We start from the raw sequence: 18,642 nt of genomic DNA, 5'->3' as shown, positions 1-18,642 counted from the left end.
ACTCGCTTTCTCGGTGGATCGTTCGTCGGGTGGGTGGCGGCCGGCGCTCAGCGCTGGCCGTAGACGTTCTGGTAGCGGTCGTGGAGCGAGTCGATCAGGGCCGGCTCGATCGGCGTCGGCTCGCCGAGCTGACGGGCGATGTGGACGGTGCGGGCGACCTCCTCGCACATCACCGCGGACTTCACCGCCGCCTTGGCGGTCGGCCCCACGGTGAACGGCCCGTGGTTGGCCATCAGCACCGCGCGGCTCCGCGTGCCGGCCAGCGTCTCGACCAGCCCGCGGCCGATCGAGTCGTCGCCGATCACCGCGAACGGCCCGACCGGGATGTCGCCGCCGAACTCGTCGGCCATCATCGTCAGCACGCACGGGATCGGCTCCCGCCGGGCGGCCCAGGCGGTCGCGTAGGTGGAGTGGGTGTGCACCACGCCGCCGACCTCGGGCAGGTGCCGGTAGACGTAGGCGTGCGCCGCGGTGTCCGAGGACGGGGCGCGCTCCCCCTGCACCAGCTGTCCGTCGAAGTCGCAGACCACCATCGCCTCGGGGGTCAGCTCGTCGTAGCGGACGCCGGACGGCTTGATCACCAGCAGGTCGGCGCCGGGCACCCGGGCCGAGACGTTGCCGGCGGTCCAGACGACCAGGTCGTTCGCCGGCAGCTCGGCGTGCAGCGCGGCGACCTCCACCCGCAGCCGGGCGATCGCGTCGCGGACGCCGGTGTCGGTCACGGGCTGATCGGTCACCTGACTGGTCCCTCCCACGGCGGACGGGGCCGGCCCACACCGGCCCGCGGCACCGGATGTTAGCGCTCACACCCGGACGCTGACCACCGTAACGGATTCGACACGGCTCGTGCGCGGTGGCAGCAGCGCGCGGGATGTGCGCGTTAACATCCCGCCACCGGTCGAGACGAGGAGGTGGGCCGTGACCGTCACCGGTCGTCCCCGCCCCGCGTCGCGCCCGCCGGTGATGGCCGACGTGGCCCGGCTCGCCGGGGTCTCGCCGCAGACCGTCTCGCGGGTGGTCAACGACTCTCCGCTGATCCGCCCGGAGACCCGGGCCCGGGTGCAGCAGGCGATCGACCGGCTCGGTTACCGGCCGAACTCGGCGGCCCGGGCGCTGGTCCGCGGCCGCACCGACGTGATCGGGGTGATCAGCACCGGCGCCGCGCACTTCGGCCCGACATCGATCCAGCGCACCATCGAGGACGCCGCCCGGGCTGCCGGGCTGTTCGCCAGCACGGTGAGCCTGCCCGAGCTGACCCGGACGCTGCTGGCCGACTCGGTCGAGCACCTGATGCGGGTCCCGGTGGTGGGGATCATCGTGATCGCCGGGCAGGACGAGGCGCTCGAGGTGGCCCGCACCGCTCCGGTCGGGGTGCCCGTGGTCGTGGTCGAGGGTGACCTGACCCGCGCCCGCTGGACAGTCGGGGTCGACCAGGAGGCCGGGGCGCGGATGGCCACCGAGCACCTGCTGGCGCTCGGCCACCGCGAGATCGCCCATCTCGGCGGTCCGCTCGACTGGGCCGAGGCGCGGGCCCGCCGGGACGGCTGGCGGGCAGCGATGCTGGCCGCCGGGCTCCGACCGCCCGAACCGGTGCACACCACCTGGAGCGCGGCCGGCGGCTTCGGGTCCACCGAGGAGCTGCTCGCGCGCAGCGGCCCGCGCCGTCCGGTCACGGCGGTGTTCGCGGCCAGCGACCAGATCGCCATCGGCCTGCTCGCCGCGCTGCACCGGTCCGGCCGCCGGGTGCCCGACGACGTCAGCGTGGTCGGCTTCGACGGGCTGCCCGAGACGCCCTACCTGACCCCGGCGCTGACCACCGTCCAGCAGGACTTCCCCGCGGTCGGCCGGGCCTCGATCGCGGTGCTGCTCGAGGCCATCGACGGCCGCGACCCGCACGCCCGCGAGCTGATCCTGCCCGAGCTGGTGGTGCGTGACAGCACGGCGCCCGCACCGCGGCGCACCGGCCGCCGGTCGGTCCCGACCGGATCGCGCCCGACCGGACGCGGCCAGGACACGCCGAGATAACGGTTCAGCCGCGGAGGACTTCCGCTCCGTCTTTTTATATGTATCATCCGAACACCGCGGCGACGACGCCGGCGGTCCGGTCACAGCGATCGGTGCCATGACAAAGGAGTTGTGAGCCCATGGGCCCGAATCTGCCCGCATCGTTCAACCGTCGGCGGCTGCTGGCCGCCATGGGTCTCGGAGCCGCCGCGGTCGGTTCCGCCCCCCTCCTCGCCGCCTGCGGTGGCGGCAGCTCGGGTGTCTCGGGTGACTCCGGCGGCAGCGGCGGGAGCGGCTCGAAGCCGACGATCTCGCAGTGGTACCACCAGTACGGCGAGGCCGGCACCCAGCAGGCCGTGATGCGCTACGCCAAGGCCTACCCCGACGCCACCGTCAAGGTGCAGTGGACCCCGGGCGACTACACCTCGAAGCTCAACAGCGGTCTGCTGTCGAGCTCGGGCCCGGACGTGTTCGAGTCGAGCGTCAACATCGACCAGGTCAAGAGCAACCAGGTCGTCGACATGACCGACGTGATCGGTGACCTCAAGAGCGACTACACCGAGGCCGACCTCAAGTCCTGCACCGTCGACGGCAAGATCTACGGCGTCAAGATCGTCGACGACATGGGCGTCCTCTACTACCGCAAGAGCCTGCTGAGCAAGGCCGGCATCCAGCCGCCCACCACCATCGACGAGCTGATCTCGGCCAGCCAGGAGCTGACGACCAGCAACCAGAAGGGCCTGTTCATCGGCAACGACGCGGGCGTCACCCCGTCGTTCGGCGGTGGCTCGCTGCTGGGCCCGATCCTCTGGACCGTCGGGTCGGACTACCTGACCGCGGACAACAAGGTCGGCTTCACCAGCAACGAGGTGATGCAGTCGTTCGAGAAGATGCGTCAGCTGTTCAACACCAAGTCGATCCTGCTCGGCGCGCCGACCGACTGGTGGGACCCGTCGTCCTTCACCCAGGGCCTGGCCGCGATGCAGTGGTGCGGTCTGTGGGCGATGCCCGGCATCCAGAAGGCGCTGGGCGACGACTTCGGCGTGGTGGCCTGGCCGAAGTTCAGCAGCACGGTGGGCAAGCCGTCGACCTTCGCCGGTGGCTGGACCTCGATGGTCAGCGCCAAGGCCAAGGACGTGGAGGCGGCCAAGGCCTTCACCAAGTGGCTGTGGATCGACAACACCGCCGACCAGGAGGACTTCAACCTCAGCTACGGCTTCCACATCCCGCCGCGCAAGTCGCTGGCCGCCAAGGCGACCAAGCTGCAGTCGGGCCCGGCCGCCGACGCCCTCAAGATCTTCAACGACTACGCGATCGCCTCGAACACCGCGTGGACCGCGAAGATGAACAGCGCCTACGCCGACGCCGCCACGGCGATCGTCCGCCAGGGTGGTGACGTCGAGTCCAACCTGAACAAGGCGGCCAAGGTCGTCGACTCCGAGCTCCAGCGGCTCTTCGGCTGAGATGGCGACCTCGACGGTTGATGCTCCGGCCGTCCCCGCACGACCGGCTTCCTCGGCGCGACGGCGCCGGGGAGGCCGGATCTCCGGGGTCACCGGAGCCTTCTGGCTGTTCGTCGGGCCGTTCCTGATCGGGTTGCTGGTCTTCGTCTACCTGCCGATCGTCTGGTCGGTGGTGCTGAGCTTCAACCGGGCCCAGAACACGGTGACCCCGAGCGCCTTCATCGGGCTGCAGAACTACATCGACCTGCTCAAGCCCGGGCCGTTCCTCGACTCGTTGATCACCTTCACGATCTTCGCCGCGTTCATCGTGCCGGTGACGTTCGCGCTGTCGATCGGGCTGGCCCTGCTGCTCAACCGGATCCGGTTCGCCCGGGCGTTCTTCCGGTCGGTGTTCTTCCTGCCCACCGCCTGCTCCTACGTGGTCGCCTCGCTGGTCTGGAAGCTGTCGATCTTCAACGGCGTCCGGTTCGGGTTGGCCAACACGGTGCTCAGCTGGTTCGGCGTCCCGAACGTCGCCTGGCTGGCCACCACCAGCCCGCCGCTCTACTGGATCGTGATCGTCTCGGCCCGGCTCTGGCTGCAGGTCGGCTTCTACATGATCTTGTTCCTCGCGGGTCTGCAGCGGATCAGCCCCGAGCTGTACGAGGCGGCCGAGGTGGACGGCGCGAAGCGCGGCTGGCAGACCTTCCGCTTCGTCACCTTCCCGCAGCTGCGGGCCACCTCGGTGGCCGTCCTGCTGCTGCTGCTGATCGCCGCCTACCAGGCGTTCGACGAGTTCTTCAACCTGCTCGGCAACGCCTCGTTCGCCCGGCCGCCGCTGGTCTACCTCTACTACACCGCCCAGGGTGACCAGGACTACGGCCACGGCAGCGCCGGCGCGGTGATCCTCGCCCTGTTGATCATGATCGTGACCCTCGCCCAGGGCCGCATCTTCGGCTTCGGAAAGGCCGCGGAATGACCGTCACGTCGACCGACCCGACCGAGCTCGTCGATCCGCCCGCCCCGACCGCCGGCCGGCGGCACCGCGACCCCCGACGCGGGACGCCGGTCGGTTCGGCGGTGGCCTACGTCTGCCTGGGCCTGGCCACGATCCTGTTCCTGATCCCCTTCTACCTGATCGTCCGGAACGCGCTGAGCACGGACATCGACATCACCGGGCCGACCTGGAAGTTCTTCCCCACCGACATCCAGTGGAAGAACTTCGGCGAGCTGTTCACCGACCCGTCGGTCAACATCCTGCAGAGCCTGCGGAACTCGGCGGTCATCGCCGTGTTGCAGACCGCCGGGCAGCTGCTGCTCAGCTCGCTGGCCGGCTACGGCCTGGCCCGGATCCCCTACAAGCACGCGACCAAGATCTTCTACGCGATCCTGGTCACGCTGATGATCCCGCCCGCGGTGACCTTCATCCCGAGCTTCATCATCGTCAGCCAGCTGCGCTGGGTGGACACCCTGCAGGGGATCATCGTCCCGACGCTGTTCAGCGGGTTCACCACCTTCCTGTTCCGGCAGTACTTCCTCTCCTTCCCCAAGGAGCTCGAGGAGGCGGCCCGGGTCGACGGGCTCGGCTGGATGGGCGCGTACTGGCGGGTGGTCGTGCCCAACTCGGGCGCCTTCTTCGCCGCGATCGCCGTGATCACCTTCATCGCCAGCTGGAACGCGTTCCTCTGGCCGCTGGTGATCGGACAGGACAGCTCGATGTGGACGGTCCAGGTGGCGTTGTCCACCTTCCTGACCGCGCAGACGATCAACCTGCACGAGCTGTTCCTGGCCGCCGCCGTCTCGATAGCCCCGCTGGTGCTGGTGTTCGTCTTCCTCCAGCGCTATCTCGTCCAGGGCGTCGCCGAGACCGGCATCAAGGGCTGACCGGCCCGACGCTGTCCGCTGGCTGACCGGCCGCCCTCCGGGGCGGCCGGGATGCCGCATGCTGCACTCGGCCTGCTGAGCAGAGAGGAGGGCCGGTGTCCACCCAGCTCCGCGCAAACGCCACCACCCGCGACATCCGGCACGCCAACCGCCTCGAGATCCTCCGCGCCGTCTACGCCCTGTCCGGCGAGGCAGCCCGGCCGCGGTCGCCGCTGACCCGGCACGCGCTGGCCGCCCGCACCGGGCTGAGCTTCCCCACCGTCTCGACCGTGGTCGGCGAGCTGCTCGGTGTCGGGCTGCTCGGCGAGGCCGGCAAGGAGTCCTCGGCCGGCGGGCGGCCACGGGCCCGCCTGCGGGTCGACCCGTCGTTCGGCACCCTGGTCGGGGTCGACGTCGCCGAGACCTACGTGACCACCGACGTCTACGACGCCGCGCTGCGGCCGGTGAGCCAGGTGCGCGCCGACGCCGAGGGGGTCTCCGACCCCGAACCGCTCTCGCACCTGATCGCCGACACCGTCGAGCAGGCGCTGGCCCAGGCCCCGCAGCTGCCGACCCTCGGCGTCGGGGTGAGCCTGCCCGGACAGGTGCAGCCGGACGCCAGCGTGTCGCTGTTCGCGCCGCGGTGGGGCTGGAACCGGGTCCCGCTCGAGCAGATGCTCCGCGAGCGGCTGCCGCACCGGCTGCTGCTCGACAACCCGCTCAAGGCGGCCACCCTCTCCGAGCTGTGGTTCGGGCACGGACGGGAGACCGGCGACCTGGTCACCGTCAACCTCGGCACCGGGGTCGGCGCCGGGATCGCCATCGGCGGTCGGCTGCTCCGTGGCACCAGCAACAACGCCGGTGAGTGGGGGCACACCACCCTCGTCCTCGACGGCTGGCCGTGCCGGTGCGGCCGGTCCGGGTGCGTCGAGGCCTACCTCGGGACGCCGGGGCTGATGCGGGCGTTCGCCGAGCACTTCGGCGACGACCACCGCTATCTGCGCCCGGCCCTGCAGACCCACTTCATGGCCGCGGTCGAGGCCGGGCTGCGGTCCGGCGAGGCCGACGCCGCGTGGCTGCTCGACCGGTTCGGGCACCTGCTCGGCCACGCGCTGGCCGACCTGGTCAACATGCTCAACCCCGAGCTGCTGGTGCTGAGCAGCTGGGTGGTCGGCCACGTCGGCGAGAGCCTGCTGCGGGTGGCCGATCCGGTGCTGCGCAGCCAGGCGCTGTCCGGCTCGGCGGCGGCCGTCCGGCTGGTGGCCAGCGACGTGACCGAACCGGTCGCCCTCGGGATGGCCGCCCTGGTGCTCGAGCAGCTGGTCGGCGAGGGCTCACTGACGGGAGCCGACCCGACCGGCCCGCAGGCCGTCGGCGCCTGAGCGACGCCCGCGACCACGCCTTTACGCTCCGTCGGTGGAGTTCACCGAGATCGACACCCGGCTGGCCGCCTACGCGGTGGTGGTCGAGCGGGGTGAGGTCCTGCTCAGCTGGTTCAACGGCAGCGAACCCGGCTGGACCCTGCCCGGCGGTGGGGTCGAGTTCGGGGAGACCGTCGAGGACGCCGTCGTCCGCGAGGTCCGCGAGGAGACCGGCTTCGACGTGGCCGTCGGTGCGCCGCTCACCACCTTCACCACCTGGTCGACCGAGGGGCCACGTCCGTTCCGGTCGGTGCGGATCGTCTACCTGGCCACGGTCGTCGGCGGCACGCTCGGCACCCTCGAGGTGGGCGGCACCACTGATCGCGCGGCCTGGATCGCCCTCGACCAGCTCGACGCCGCAGGTCCGCGGAGCGCGATCGTGGACATCGGACTCACCGCGACCGGCGACCCGCGTCAGCCCGACAGCGTGGGTGATCGAGCCGCGAAGACCCGGCCCGATCTCCCACACTGACGGCTCTCGCTGTCAGCCGCGCTCCCAGACCACCGGACGCGGGCGGCCGCCGACCTCGGTGACCGGCCAGCGGGGGTCGGTGGTGAGCGTCTCGAACGCCGGGCGGGCGTCGTCGCCAGCCAGCAGCACCGTGTCCTCGACCTTGGCGCCGGGGGCCCACGGGTTCCACGCGAACGCCTGGCCGAGCCGGACCGGGTCGTGGGTGTCCGGCGTCGCCCGTGGATCCCGCCCGGCGTACCCGGCGACGCCGCCCTGGTGGTGACCGCGCCAGTGGTCGGCGCCGAAGCCGTGCCGCTCGTAGGCGCCGGCGATCACCGTCAGCACCTCGGAGAGCCGCACCCCCGGACGGGTGGCGTCGAGGGTCTCCCGCTCGACCTCGAGGATCCGGTGCTGGGCGTCGCGCTCGCCCGCGGTCAGCGGCCGGAAGGCCACCGCCCGGCTGAGGTTGACGATCAGCCCGTCGCGCCGGGCGCAGGCCACCAGCAGCGCGCGGTCCCCCAGCGGCCCGTCGGTCGCCAGCGGGTGCGGCAACGAGCTCCGCGCCAACCCGCCGACGAGCACCACCAGCGGGTCGGCACCGTGCGCGGCCAGCGCGCCGGCCACCGCCCCGGCGAGCTCGCGCTCGGTCTGGTCGGGGGTGGCCGCGGCCAGCGCGTCGGTCAGCACCGCGGCGGCGTCGCGGCCGAGCCGGGCGAACCGGTCGATCTCGGGCGCGAGCAGCGGAGCCCGGGCCGCGCGCAACGCGTCGGCCAGCACCGACTCCGGGCAGGCGCGCAGGTCGGGCAGCGGCGCGAACCACGGCCGCTCCCAGACCGTGACGTCGTCGGGCAGCTCCTCGTGGACCAGCCGGGCGGTCTCGTTGTCGGTGACCAGCACGTCGTCGGCGACCCCGCCGGGTGCCCGGTCGTCCCGGGTGACCCGGACCGCGACGATCGGGTCGGCGGCCAGGCTCACGTGGCTCCGGGCACCCGCGAGGTACCAGCCGAGCGCGGTGGCGCTGGTCAGCAGCACGGCGTCCTGGTCGGCACGGTCGAGCACCTCGCGCAGCCGGCGCTGTTTGGTCCGCCGCTCGTCCGATCCGGTGTCGGTGCCGCCGACCCGGCTGGGGGTGGTGGTGGTCATCGGCTCGCCTCCACGGTCTGCGTACGGGCTCCCGCTCCGGAGCCGGGCCGGGCCCACGGCACCCCGAGCTCGACGAACGTCCGGCCCTCGTCGACGGCCCGGTCGAGCCAGCGTTCGATGCCTTCGAGCACCGGCGCCCGCTGGTCCCCCTCGCCCGACCAGCGCACCCACTCCGCGTCGACCGGCTGCGGTTCGGTCGCGGCCACCGCGTCCAGCACCCGCATGAACGCCCCGGTGTCGGCGAGCGGCACCAGTAACCGACGCCCGTCCCGGCGGTGGTCGAGCAGGTTCTCCACGAGGTCGGTCCGGTCGAGCCCCAGCGTCCGCCCGTCGGGCAGGGTCAGCCGGTCGGTCGTGTAGGCCAGGGTGGCGCGCCCGTGCTCCCCGTCGACGTGGACGACCGGCGGGTGCTCCTCCGGCGCGCACAGCGTCAACGCGCAGGTGACCTCGATCCCCGACGTGGTGGCGATCCGCACCACCGAGGTGTCGTCGCTCTCGATCGGGTTGACCCGGTGCAGGTCCGCGGTGACCGCGGTGACGTCGTCGAGGGTCCGGGCGCCGGCGGCGGCCAGCGCGGTGGCCACGGCGTGCGCGAGCGGGTTGGTCACCACGCCGTCGATCACCGGCCGGCCGTCGAGGCTCCGGCGGCCGGCCCACCGCGAGCGCGTCCAGTAGCCGGCGGTCCGGCGCCAGGCCCCGACCGCGCCGACCCGTCGCACCCGACCGATGCCCACCGCGTCGGCGGCGACGAGGTCGGCGCCGCGGCGACCGTCGAGGTGCGCTCCCAGGCTCTGGAACCCGACCTGGACGACCCGGCCGGTCTCGTCCTCGAGCGCGTGCAGCCGGGTGAAGTCGGCGAGGGTGGCCACCGGCGGCTTCTCCAGCAGGACGTCCGCCCCGGCCCGGAGCGCCGTCTCCGCGAGCGACGCGTGCGCGCCGATCGGGGCGGCGACGATCACCAGGTCCACCGGGCCGACGCGGTCGAGGGCGGTGCCCAGGTCGCCGAACACCGGGGTGCCGGACAGCGGGCCCTCGGGGTAGGGGTCGACGGCCGGATCGACCGCGGGGTCGACCGCGCCGACCAGCCTGACCAGCCCCGGACGCTCGACGGCCAGCCGCGCCAGATTGGTCGCGTGCACCCGTCCGAAGCCGTTGACCCCGACCAGCACGGCGCGCGCGGGCGGGGCCGTCCGGGCGGCGTTCGGTGCGGTCCTCCGGCCTGGCTCGGCGCCGGAGGCGAAGGTCAGCCCGAGCCCCGGCGACCCGGTCTCGGTCAGCCGGCCGCCGGCGATCCGCACCGGGGACGGGCCGGCCAGCAGCCCCAACCCGGCGAGCCCGGCGTCCTCGACGTCCTCGACCAGGCAGGGCCGGTCGAGCGCGAGCGCGAGCTGGCCGGAGACGTCGGGGAGCAGGTGCGGGTGCAGGGCGACGCCGCGCGCGTCGGCCAGCGCGGCGACGGTCAGGAACGGGGTGATGCCGCCGACCCGGACCACGTTGGGCTGCAGCACGTCGGCCGCGCCGAGGTCGAGGGCGTCCCGGAACCGGTAGACGGTGTGCAGGTTCTCCCCCATCGCCACCGGGGTGGCGATCCGTCGCCGGAGCTCGGCGTGACCGGCCAGGTCGTCGGCGCGGAGCGGCTCCTCGATCCAGGCCGGCCGGTAGGGCTCCAGCGCGGCCATCGCCCGGGTCGCCCGGTCGAGGTCCCACCGCTGGTTGGCGTCGATCATCAGCGCACGGTCGGGACCGAGCAGCTCGCGGACCGCGGCCACCCGCTCGACGTCCTCGCCGAGGTCGGGCCGGCCGACTTTGATCTTGACCGCCCCGAACCCGGCCTCGATCCAGCGCCGCACCTGGGCCAGCAGCTCGTCGAGCGGGTAGTGCAGGTTCACGCCGCTGCCGTAGACCTCGACGTCGTCGCGGCGGCGGCCGAGCAGTCCGGCCAGCGACCGGCCGGCCCGGCGTCCGGCCAGGTCCCACAGCGCCAGGTCGACGCCGGCCATGGCGATCGTGGTCACGCCGCCCGAACCGGCCTCGTGCAGCCGGGCCCACAGCTGCGGCCACAGCGTGGCGGCGTCGGCGGCCGCACCGAGCACGGTGGCCCGGACGTCGTGCTCGAGCAGCGCCTGCACCGACTCGACCCCGATCGTCGGCGTCCAGCTGAAGCCGGTGCCGGTGCCGCCGTCGCTGTCGGTCACCCGGACCTCGATCACGTGGTTGACCGGCACGTCGGCCCCCCACGGACGCGGGAGCCGCGCGGTGTGGCGCTCGATCTCCAGCGCGACGATCGTCGGCCCGGTCACCGCGCCGCTCCGCCCGCCGGGACCTGGAGGTCGTGATCACCCGGTCCGTGACCGCCAGCGAGATGATCATGGTCGACGAGCTCGCTCCGCCAGCGCCGGGTGGGCCGCCAGCCGAGCAGCTGGGCCGCTTTGGCGCTGGTGAACGCGGGCTCGGTCCCGGTCAGTCCGGCCGCCACCGCGGCGGTGCCGGGGTGGAAGCGCGGCAGCAGCTCGGCCAGCGGCTCGCGGGCCAGCGCGTCCTCGGCGCCGACCAGGAAGGTCTCGCCGTTGGTGATCACCGGCAGCCGCTCGAGCAGCCGCTCGAGGAAATCGGCCACGTCGCGGGCGTCGACGTAGTTGAACAGCGCGGCGGCCGACAGCGCGGGGTCGTCCAGCCGGGCCCGGACGGTGTGGCCCTGCTGGGTGAGGGCGCCGGCCCACTCCTCGGGCGCGATCACGTAGCAGGGCCGGAAGGCGGCGAACCGGACGCGATCGCCGTGCTGCCGGGCGAAGGTGGCGACCAGCTGCTCGTGTGCCAGCTTCGAGGCGGCGTAGGCGTTCCAGGGCCGTGGCGGGACGTCCTCGTCGAGTGGGAACCGCTCGGGCACCCACCCGCCGGGCGCGTTGTATCCGTAGACGGTCGGGCTGCTGGCCACCACGACCCGACCGACCTCTGCCTGCACGGCGGCCTCGAGCACGGTGAAGGCCAGGGCGGTGTTGGTCGTCCAGATCGTCCGCTCGGGTGCGCTGAAGGGCACCGCGATCGCGGCCAGGTGGATCACCGCATCGGCACCGAAGTCGGCGAAGGTCCGGCGGGCCGCCTCCGGGTCGAGCAGGTCGACCGCGACCGACGGCTCACCCCCACCGGACTCCCGGTCGGCCGACAGCACCGCGTGGCCGGCCGCCCGCAGCCCGGCGACCACACTGCGCCCGAGTCGGCCGGCCCCGCCGGTGACCACGATCCGCAGCGGCTCCGTCCCGGATGGACCGTTCCCCACGTTGACCTCCCGCTCGTCGCTTCGGGCACGATGGACTCGTCCGCCGAGACGCGACGCGAGCCCGCGACGTCGTCCGGACGCCGAGAAAGCGTTTTCTGATACCGTACAGGACGACCTGGTGCGGCAGCCAGGGCCGACGTCCCGAGGAGCGACCGTGAGCACCGGAGCGCGCAGGTGAGCACCGAGCCACGCGCGTCCCGGCCCGCGACCATCGCCGACGTCGCCGCCCGCGCCGGGGTCTCCCTGGCCACCGTGTCACGGGTGCTCAACGACAACCCGCGGGTCGACCGCGCGCTCGCGGCCAAGGTCCGGCAGGCCGCCGACGACCTGCGCTACTCCGCCAGCCCGCTGGCCCGGAGCCTGGTGCTCGGCAAGACCAACACCGTCGCGGTGGTGGTGCCCGACCTGGAGAACCCGACCTTCCTGGGCGTCCTGCGCGGGCTCAGCCGGGCGGCGGGCCGCGACGGCTACCACATCCTGGTGGCCGACTCGGCAGAGTCGGTGACCGAGGAGATCGCGCTGGCCGGCACCACCCGGCGCCGCTGCGACGGGCTGGTGCTCTGCGCGCCGCGGATGCCCGAGGACGACCTGCGCCGGTTGCTCGGTGAGCTGCAACCGGTCGTGCTGGTCAACCGGGAGCCGGGCAGCACCGACCCGACCGGGACCCCGGTGGTCGCGGCCGACTACCGGGCCGCGCTGGCGGAGCTGCTCGAGCTGCTGCACGCCGACGGGCACCGCGAGCTGGTCTATCTGGCCGGGGCCTCCCGGAGCGCGTCGAACACCCGCCGGCTGGCCGCGGTCCGCGACTTCGGCGCCGACCACCCGGACGCCCGGGTGGTGACGCTGCCCTGCGGGGTCAACTTCGCCGACGGGTACGCGGCCGCGGCCACCGTCGCCGACCGGATCGCCGGGCACGTCGGGGCCGGCGATCCGGAGGGCGGTCAGCCGACCGCGGTGCTCGCCTTCAACGACCTGGTGGCGATGGGGCTGCTCAGCGGGCTCGGGGAACGCGGGATCCGGGTGCCCGCGGACGTCTCGGTCACCGGCTTCGACGACATCCCGTTCGCCCGCTACCTGAGCCCGCCGCTCACCACCGCGGCCGTCCCGGTCGACGAGCTCGGTGTCCAGGCCTGGCACCGGATGGCCGACCGGCTCGGCGGCCGGACGACGCCGGGGCACGCCGTGTTCCGCCCCTCGGTCGAGCGACGGGCGAGCACCGGGCCCGCGCCGGTCGCCACCTCCGCGGGACGGACGTCGCGCCGGCGGCGGGTGGCCCGGTGACGACACCCAGCACCCTCCCGTCGCAGCCGACCCCGATCGGTGGCTACGAGGACTGGCCCGCCCACGCCCACGGCGCCGCAACCTGGACCGCCGACGACCCGGAGACCGACGCCGTCGCCCGGCTGCTCGGCATCCCCGCGCTGACCGCGACCGACGTCCGGACCGGCCCGTCGCTCGTGGTCGACGGCGTCGAGGCGCAGCCGCTGGACTGGACGGTCGGCTACGGGCCGCGGACGCGGGGCTGGCTGCTCCGCCCGCAGGGCACGGCCGAGCCGCTGCCCGGGGTGCTCGCCCTGCACTGCCACGGCGGCGCCCGGTCGGTCGGCGGCGAGCAGCTCGTCGACCTGGGTGAGCGGACCCGCCCGCGCGCCCGGGCGATGCAGCAGAGCGCCTACGACGGCCTGGCCCCGGCCAGCGCGCTGGCCCGCCGCGGCTACGCCGTGCTCGCCCACGACGCCTTCTCCTGGGACAGCCGCAGGTTCGACCTGTCCCGACCCACCGTCAAGCTGGCCGGGTTGATCGACGCCCTCGAGGCCCGCTGGGCACGCGACGGCGTCCGGCCGTCCGACGACGAGCGGTTCGACGCGGTCTCGAACTGGCACGAGGAGACCGTGGCCAAGACCGCCGGGATCCTCGGCCAGACCTTCGCCGGGCTGGTGCTCGCCGACGACCTCGCCGCGCTCGACCTGGTGGCCGGGTTGCCCGGCGTCGACCGGGACCGACTGGGCTGCTTCGGGTTCTCCGGCGGCGGCGGTCGGGCCCTGCTGCTGGGCGCGCTCGACCACCGGGTGCGGGCCGCGGTGGTCAGCTGCATGATGGCGACCTTCGCGTCCACCGTCCCGGACCGGATCGACCAGCACAGCTGGCTGCTGCACGCCCCCGGGCTGGCGGTGCACACCGAGTGGCCCGACCTGACCCGGCTCGGCCGCGCCCGGTTCCTGGTCAGCTACCGCAGCGACGACGCCCTCTTCACCCCGGCGGGGATGCGGGCCGCCGACGACCGGCTGACCGTGCTGCACCGGGGGACCGACCGCTACACCGGTGCTTTCCACCCCGGCCCGCACGGCTTCGGGGCCACCGAGCAGGCCGAGGCCTGGGCCTTCCTCGACGACGCCCTGCGGCCCGCCGCCCCGGCACCCGTCCACCGACCACCCACGAGGAGAGCCCGATGACCAGCACCACCACCCGCTCCGCCCGCCGCGCCTCGGTGCTGCCCGAGGCGGCCGCGGTCGGCATCTTCCGCGCCCCCGACGCCGGCCGGTTCGTCGCGGCCGCCGAGGTGCTGGCCGAGGCCGGGCTGACCTGCCTGGAGTTCACGATGACCAGCGCGGGCGCGCTCGAGGCGCTGGTCGAGGCCAAGCGCCGGCTGCCTGGCGTGCTGCTGGGCGTCGGCACCGTCCGCACCCCCGACCACCTGCGGGCCGCGGCCGACGCCGGGGCCGACTTCGCGGTCAGCCAGGTGGTCCTGCCCCGGCTGGTCGCCACCGCAGCCGAGCTCGGGCTGAGCTACGTCCCCGGTGCGCTCACCCCGACCGAGATCGTCACCGCCTGGGAGCTCGACGTCCCGCTGGTCAAGGTGTCGCCGATCGGGCCGCTCGGCGGACCGGACTACCTCCGCGAGCTGCGTGGCCCGCTGCCCGACATCGCGCTGATGCCCACCGGCGGGGTGACCGTCGACAACGCCGCCGACTACCTGCGGCTCGGGGCGGCGGCGGTCGGGGTCAGCGGCTCGCTGGTCGGTGACGCCCTCACCGGCGGCGACCTCGGGGCGCTGCGCCATCGGGCCGACCAGCTGGTCGCCTCGCTGCGCTGAGCGCCCGGACGGCCGACCAACCCGTCAGCCGACCAACAGGGTGGGGACGGCGAGCAACCCGGAACGCGCGCCGTCCATGGCCCGGTCGAGCTGCTGCATCCGGAACCGGCGACCGTCGCGCGCCTCCGCCGCCGCGGCCAGCGCGAGGATCTCCTCGTCGACCGCGAGCGCGTTCGCCGCGGTGTTGAACACCTCGATCTCGAGCACCCGGCCGCCGGTGGCGACCGCCGTCGTCAGGTCCACCCGGTACGGCGGCGCCCAGATCACCCCGAGCTCGACACCGTCGACGCCGACCCGCGCGGCGACCCCGACCGGGGCCCCCTCGGCCACCCGGTACGACGGCCCCACCATCCCGTCCTGGTCACTCCCGCGGTCGTCCCCGGGCACGAAGGGCCCCAGGTCGAGCACCACCCGGGCCCCGGCCGGGACCGGCGGCAGCGTGGTGCGGTAGACCGCCGAGCCGGCGTGGTGACGCAGCACCGGCTCGTCCTCCCAGCGGTGCGGCAACCCGACCGGCCGCGGCGGTTCGTCCTCGACCGCGACCGTCCAGTCGCCCAGGGTCACCCGCTCGGCCGGCGGGTCGGCGACCGCCACCGGACCGTCGTCGACGTCCCCGGTGATGATCACCACCGCCTGATAGGCCTCGAGCTCGATGGCGATCCCGTCGGCGAGCGTCCCCGCTCTGGTCACCGCGGCGGTGGCGGGATCCCAGCTCTGCCAGCGATCCGCGTTCGTGCGCGGCCGTACGGTGGCGGTCAGCCGGTCGGGTCCGGTGTTGACCACCAGCCAGACGTCGACGTCGGCGAGCCGGCGGTGGACGTGGCCGAGCGCGGCGACCCGCGGCGTGATCAGGAGATCCGGCTCGAGCTCGTCGAGCGTGTCCGGCGTGATCACCTGACCCCCGGCGGCGGTCAGCTGTTCGGCCCAGTGCGCAGCTCCTGCCGACAGCACGCAGCCGTCGGGCACCAGCAGGGCGCGGTAGCGATCGGCCTCCAAGCCGGCGAAGCCGTCGTCGTCGACCAGGTCGTAGTCGAGCCCGGCCTCGCGGATCGCCCCGACCACGGCGTCGCCGATCAGCGCCCGGGTCTCGCGCCAGGCGTCGAGCGAGCCGCCCTGCGCCGTGCCCATCCGGGCGAACACCTCCTCGGTGGGGACGTAGACCGCGACGTCGGCGACCGGCTCGCCCTGCCGGAGCAGCCAGCAGAGCCGGCTGAGCCGGCGGGTCAGAGAAGGCATCGCCGGCCACCAGGGGTTCCGGTCGTCGAGCGCCCCGGCGGCGTAGAACATCCAGCCCAGCCCGGGGGCGTCCGAGGGCGAGTAGGGCCAGCCGTGCCCGACGAAGGCGTTGATCCCCAGCAGCAGGTGCTCGTGCGCCTCACCGAGCAGGTCGAGCGGGGTGGCCCGGAACGACGGCGAGTGCACCCAGGTCCAGATCTCCGAGGACACCACCGGACGTCCGTAGCGGTGCGCCGCGGAGCTGGCCCAGCGGGTCTGGGTGAGCCGCTTCCAGCCCCAGCCCTCCCCCTCGATCAGGTCGGCGTGCCGGTAGCTGCTGACCAGCGCAGGCGGCGTGCCGTAGCCCTGGATCCGGAACGGCACCCCACGCCGCCGGGCCCAGTCGCGGACCGGGACGACGAAGTGCTCCTCGTAGAGCCGGCTGAGCGTCCGGTGCAGGTCCGCCCGCACCCGACGGGCGCGTTCGGCGTCGCCGTGGTCGCCGGCCAGCCGGTACAGCTCCGGCAGCAGCGGATAGCCGCAGCGGCGCTCGAACTCCTCGGGCAGCGCGGGCGTCCAGTCGGCCTCGTAGACCTCGAGGCTGTCGCAGAACACCGAGCCGAGCAGGGCGGCGGGGACGGCGTCGAGCAGCGGGTCCCCCACCGCGGCCAGGTGCTCGGCGGTGGCCTCCGCGGCGTAGTGGTCGAACACCGGGCCCTCGGCACCCGCTGCGGCCCGCTTGACGTTCTGACCGGTCGGACGCGACCAGGCCAGCAGCAGCTGCCGCGGACCGGCGCCGGCGGGCACCCGGACCCGGTCGCCGTCGGTCGCGAGCTGGACGACGTCGTCGGATTCCTCCTGACGGGAGCCGGACCCGAGATAGGCCGCGACGAACCGGTCGCCGGGGAAGCCCGCCACGGTGGAGACCGTGAGGGCTGCGGGGCCGATCTCGCGCCGGTCCCACCAGAGCCGCCGGGCGGCGTGCTCGGGGCTGACGTGCGGACCGCCGAACGACCAGCCGCTGCCCAGCGTCAGGTCGACGCGCAGACCGAGGGCGCGGGCGCGCTCGGCCGCCCAGCGCAGGTCGGCCAGGAACTCCGGCGACAGGAAGCGGATGGTCGCGGGCGCCAGCGGGTAGACGTAGGCGATCTCGACGCCGCCGATCCCGGCCGCCGCCATCGCGGTCAGCTCGCGGTCGAGCTCACCGCGTTCGACGCTCGGGCCGAACCACCACCACCGCATCATCGGCGCGGCCTCGCGTGGCGGGTCGACGAACCCGGCCCGCAGGGCCGCGAGGTCGAGCGGGCGGGACGGGTCCGGATGGCTCACCGGGACAGCTTCACCCCGAGGTCGAGCTCGTCGACGGTGACCGCCCGTCCGGTGCGCAGCGACACGTTGCCGGCCATCCCGACCGCCACCGAACGGACGCCGTCGACCCAGTCGGAGGGGCGCTCGAGCCAGTCGTCGCCCGGGCCGCGGAACACGTCGGCCAGCAGCAGCGCGTCACCGCCACCGTGACCTCCGGCGCCCTCGACGATCGGGACGTCCTCGGCCGGCTGCCAGTGCCGCTGCAGGGTGAGCCGCTGACCGCCCTGGCGGCTGGCGTGCTCGGGCAGCGCGCTCGGATCGACGACGACCTTGCCGTCCTCGTCCTCCAGCACCGCGGCGCGCTCGATCACCTCGAGCTCGGCGCGGCCCTCGGTGCCGTTGACCGCGATCCGGTAGCCCTCCCACGGGCTGTGCGCGTTGAGCGCGTAGCTCAGCGTCGCGCCGTGCTCGTAGTCGACGACCAGGGCCAGGTTGTCCTCGGTGGTCACGCCGGGCCCGAACACGTCCTGGTCGCGCAGGTAGCCGTCGTAGCTCTCGTTGGCGTGGTAGAGCGCCTCGAGCTTCGGGTCGTCGCGCAGGTCGAGCTCCCACGGCGTCCGCGACCCGTCGTGCGTGCCGCGCGGCGGCCGGGGCGGCAGCCCGCGCCGCTCGGCGTTCTCGGCGCCGTAGAAGCGCACCCCGCCGCTGGCGAACACCCGGCTGGGGGCGTCGGCCAGGATCCAGTTGATCAGGTCGAAGTGGTGCGAGGCCTTGTGGATCAGCAGCCCGCCGGAGTTCTTCTTGTCCCGGTGCCAGCGGCGGAAGTAGTCCGCACCGTGCGCGGTGTCGAGCACCCATTCGAAGGTGACCGAGAGCGGGGTGCCCACCGCGCCCTCCTTGACCAGCTGCTTGAGTCCCGAGTTGCGCGGGCTGTAGCGGTAGTTGTGGGTGACCACCACCCGCCGGCCGGTCCGGTCGACCGCCTGCGCGATGGCGCGGACGCCGTCTGGGTCGATGGTCAGCGGCTTCTCGACCACCACGTCGACACCCGCCTCGAGCCCACGGACGATGTAGCCGGCGTGGGTGAAGTCCGGCGAGGTGACGATCAGCCGTTCGGCCCGCTGGGCGGCCAGCAGCTCCTCGAGCCGGTCCGGGTGACCGGTGGCCACCCCGGAGAGGTCGAGCCCGGCGTCGGTCAGCCAGCCCTGGTGGACGGCCAGCCGGCCCGGGTTGGGCTCGAGCAACGCCACCAGCTCGGCGTCGTCCCGGTGGTCACCGGCGATCGCGCCGAGGTACATCTGCACCCGGTGTCCGGTGCCGACGACCGCGTAACGGGTCCTGCTCACGTGTGGCTCTCCTGTGCTCGGGTCGGGTGGGTCTGCTCGGTCTCGCTCCGTCGAGTCTGGCGCGCCGGTTCTCTGACG

Annotated in this window: 15 protein-coding genes; 9 read left to right on the top strand and 6 right to left on the bottom strand. The window is 73.8% G+C overall.

From position 1 onward, the window contains the following. Positions 1-47 precede the first annotated feature (47 nt). Positions 48-737 (bottom strand): L-ribulose-5-phosphate 4-epimerase, encoded by a 690-nt coding sequence (locus FHX74_RS08755; RefSeq protein ID WP_328823713.1) that lies wholly within the window; start codon positions 735-737, stop codon positions 48-50. A gap of 181 nt (positions 738-918) precedes the next feature. Here FHX74_RS08755 and FHX74_RS08750 point away from each other — a divergent pair, with 181 nt between their 5' ends. From FHX74_RS08750 to FHX74_RS08725, 6 genes are all read left to right on the top strand, one after another. Beyond that, positions 919-2,025, top strand: coding sequence for a LacI family DNA-binding transcriptional regulator (locus FHX74_RS08750; protein ID WP_220483610.1), 1,107 nt, complete (start codon positions 919-921; stop codon positions 2,023-2,025). A gap of 119 nt (positions 2,026-2,144) precedes the next feature. Further along, on the top strand, positions 2,145-3,467 hold the full coding sequence (locus tag FHX74_RS08745; protein ID WP_182559657.1) for an ABC transporter substrate-binding protein: 1,323 nt from the start codon (positions 2,145-2,147) through the stop codon (positions 3,465-3,467). Between the two features lies 1 nt (position 3,468). Next, on the top strand, positions 3,469-4,425 hold the full coding sequence (locus FHX74_RS08740) for a carbohydrate ABC transporter permease (RefSeq protein ID WP_182559656.1): 957 nt from the start codon (positions 3,469-3,471) through the stop codon (positions 4,423-4,425). Beyond that, on the top strand, positions 4,422-5,330 hold the full coding sequence (locus FHX74_RS08735; protein ID WP_182559655.1) for a carbohydrate ABC transporter permease: 909 nt from the start codon (positions 4,422-4,424) through the stop codon (positions 5,328-5,330). The genes FHX74_RS08740 and FHX74_RS08735 overlap by 4 nt, the downstream gene beginning before the upstream one ends. Positions 5,331-5,425: 95 nt before the next feature. After that, entirely contained in the window at positions 5,426-6,691 is a 1,266-nt protein-coding gene (locus FHX74_RS08730; RefSeq protein ID WP_182559654.1) for an ROK family protein, read from the top strand. Between the two features lie 34 nt (positions 6,692-6,725). Next, a complete protein-coding gene (locus FHX74_RS08725; protein ID WP_182559653.1) occupies positions 6,726-7,202 on the top strand; it encodes an NUDIX hydrolase in 477 nt (158 codons plus the stop codon). A gap of 12 nt (positions 7,203-7,214) precedes the next feature. Here FHX74_RS08725 and FHX74_RS08720 read toward each other — a convergent pair whose 3' ends face one another. From FHX74_RS08720 to FHX74_RS08705, 3 genes are read right to left on the bottom strand one after another with little or no spacing between them, the layout of a single operon-like run. Beyond that, positions 7,215-8,324 carry a M24 family metallopeptidase gene (locus FHX74_RS08720; RefSeq protein WP_182559652.1) on the bottom strand — a complete coding sequence of 370 codons (1,110 nt, stop codon included), beginning with the start codon at positions 8,322-8,324 and terminating at the stop codon, positions 7,215-7,217. Beyond that, positions 8,321-10,624 carry an enolase C-terminal domain-like protein gene (locus FHX74_RS19820; protein WP_220483609.1) on the bottom strand — a complete coding sequence of 768 codons (2,304 nt, stop codon included), beginning with the start codon at positions 10,622-10,624 and terminating at the stop codon, positions 8,321-8,323. The genes FHX74_RS08720 and FHX74_RS19820 overlap by 4 nt, the downstream gene beginning before the upstream one ends. Further along, entirely contained in the window at positions 10,621-11,601 is a 981-nt protein-coding gene (locus FHX74_RS08705; protein ID WP_220483608.1) for an NAD-dependent epimerase/dehydratase family protein, read from the bottom strand. The genes FHX74_RS19820 and FHX74_RS08705 overlap by 4 nt, the downstream gene beginning before the upstream one ends. A gap of 174 nt (positions 11,602-11,775) precedes the next feature. On the opposite strand from FHX74_RS08705, the gene FHX74_RS08700 reads away from it, so the two are divergent. The 3 genes from FHX74_RS08700 to FHX74_RS08690 are packed head-to-tail and all read left to right on the top strand — an operon-like array spanning position 11,776 to position 14,695. Next, positions 11,776-12,882 (top strand): LacI family DNA-binding transcriptional regulator, encoded by a 1,107-nt coding sequence (locus FHX74_RS08700; protein WP_182559651.1) that lies wholly within the window; start codon positions 11,776-11,778, stop codon positions 12,880-12,882. Further along, positions 12,879-14,054 (top strand): acetylxylan esterase, encoded by a 1,176-nt coding sequence (locus FHX74_RS08695; protein WP_182559650.1) that lies wholly within the window; start codon positions 12,879-12,881, stop codon positions 14,052-14,054. The genes FHX74_RS08700 and FHX74_RS08695 overlap by 4 nt, the downstream gene beginning before the upstream one ends. Beyond that, entirely contained in the window at positions 14,051-14,695 is a 645-nt protein-coding gene (locus FHX74_RS08690; protein WP_182559649.1) for a bifunctional 4-hydroxy-2-oxoglutarate aldolase/2-dehydro-3-deoxy-phosphogluconate aldolase, read from the top strand. Before FHX74_RS08695 ends, FHX74_RS08690 begins: the two co-directional genes overlap by 4 nt. Before the next feature lie 24 nt (positions 14,696-14,719). Here FHX74_RS08690 and FHX74_RS08685 read toward each other — a convergent pair whose 3' ends face one another. Together FHX74_RS08685 and FHX74_RS08680 are read right to left on the bottom strand one after the other, a co-directional pair. Next, entirely contained in the window at positions 14,720-17,239 is a 2,520-nt protein-coding gene (locus FHX74_RS08685; RefSeq protein ID WP_182559648.1) for a glycosyl hydrolase, read from the bottom strand. Further along, entirely contained in the window at positions 17,236-18,564 is a 1,329-nt protein-coding gene (locus FHX74_RS08680) for a Gfo/Idh/MocA family protein (protein ID WP_328823712.1), read from the bottom strand. Before FHX74_RS08680 ends, FHX74_RS08685 begins: the two co-directional genes overlap by 4 nt. Positions 18,565-18,642: the final 78 nt, after the last annotated feature.

It is taken from the genome of Microlunatus kandeliicorticis (genome assembly GCF_014137855.1).
In the GTDB taxonomy this organism is placed as follows: domain Bacteria; phylum Actinomycetota; class Actinomycetes; order Propionibacteriales; family Propionibacteriaceae; genus Microlunatus; species Microlunatus kandeliicorticis.
Note: the sequence above shows the minus strand (reverse complement) of the source record. Positions and strands in the feature narration are given on the sequence as shown.

Coding starts and splice junctions, on each gene's coding strand:
- FHX74_RS08745 (WP_182559657.1), top strand. CDS start 2,145: ATGGGCCCGAATCTGCCCGCATCGTTCAACCGTCGGCGGCTGCTGGCC.
- FHX74_RS08740 (WP_182559656.1), top strand. CDS start 3,469: ATGGCGACCTCGACGGTTGATGCTCCGGCCGTCCCCGCACGACCGGCT.
- FHX74_RS08735 (WP_182559655.1), top strand. CDS start 4,422: ATGACCGTCACGTCGACCGACCCGACCGAGCTCGTCGATCCGCCCGCC.
- FHX74_RS08720 (WP_182559652.1), bottom strand. CDS start 8,324: ATGACCACCACCACCCCCAGCCGGGTCGGCGGCACCGACACCGGATCG.
- FHX74_RS08690 (WP_182559649.1), top strand. CDS start 14,051: ATGACCAGCACCACCACCCGCTCCGCCCGCCGCGCCTCGGTGCTGCCC.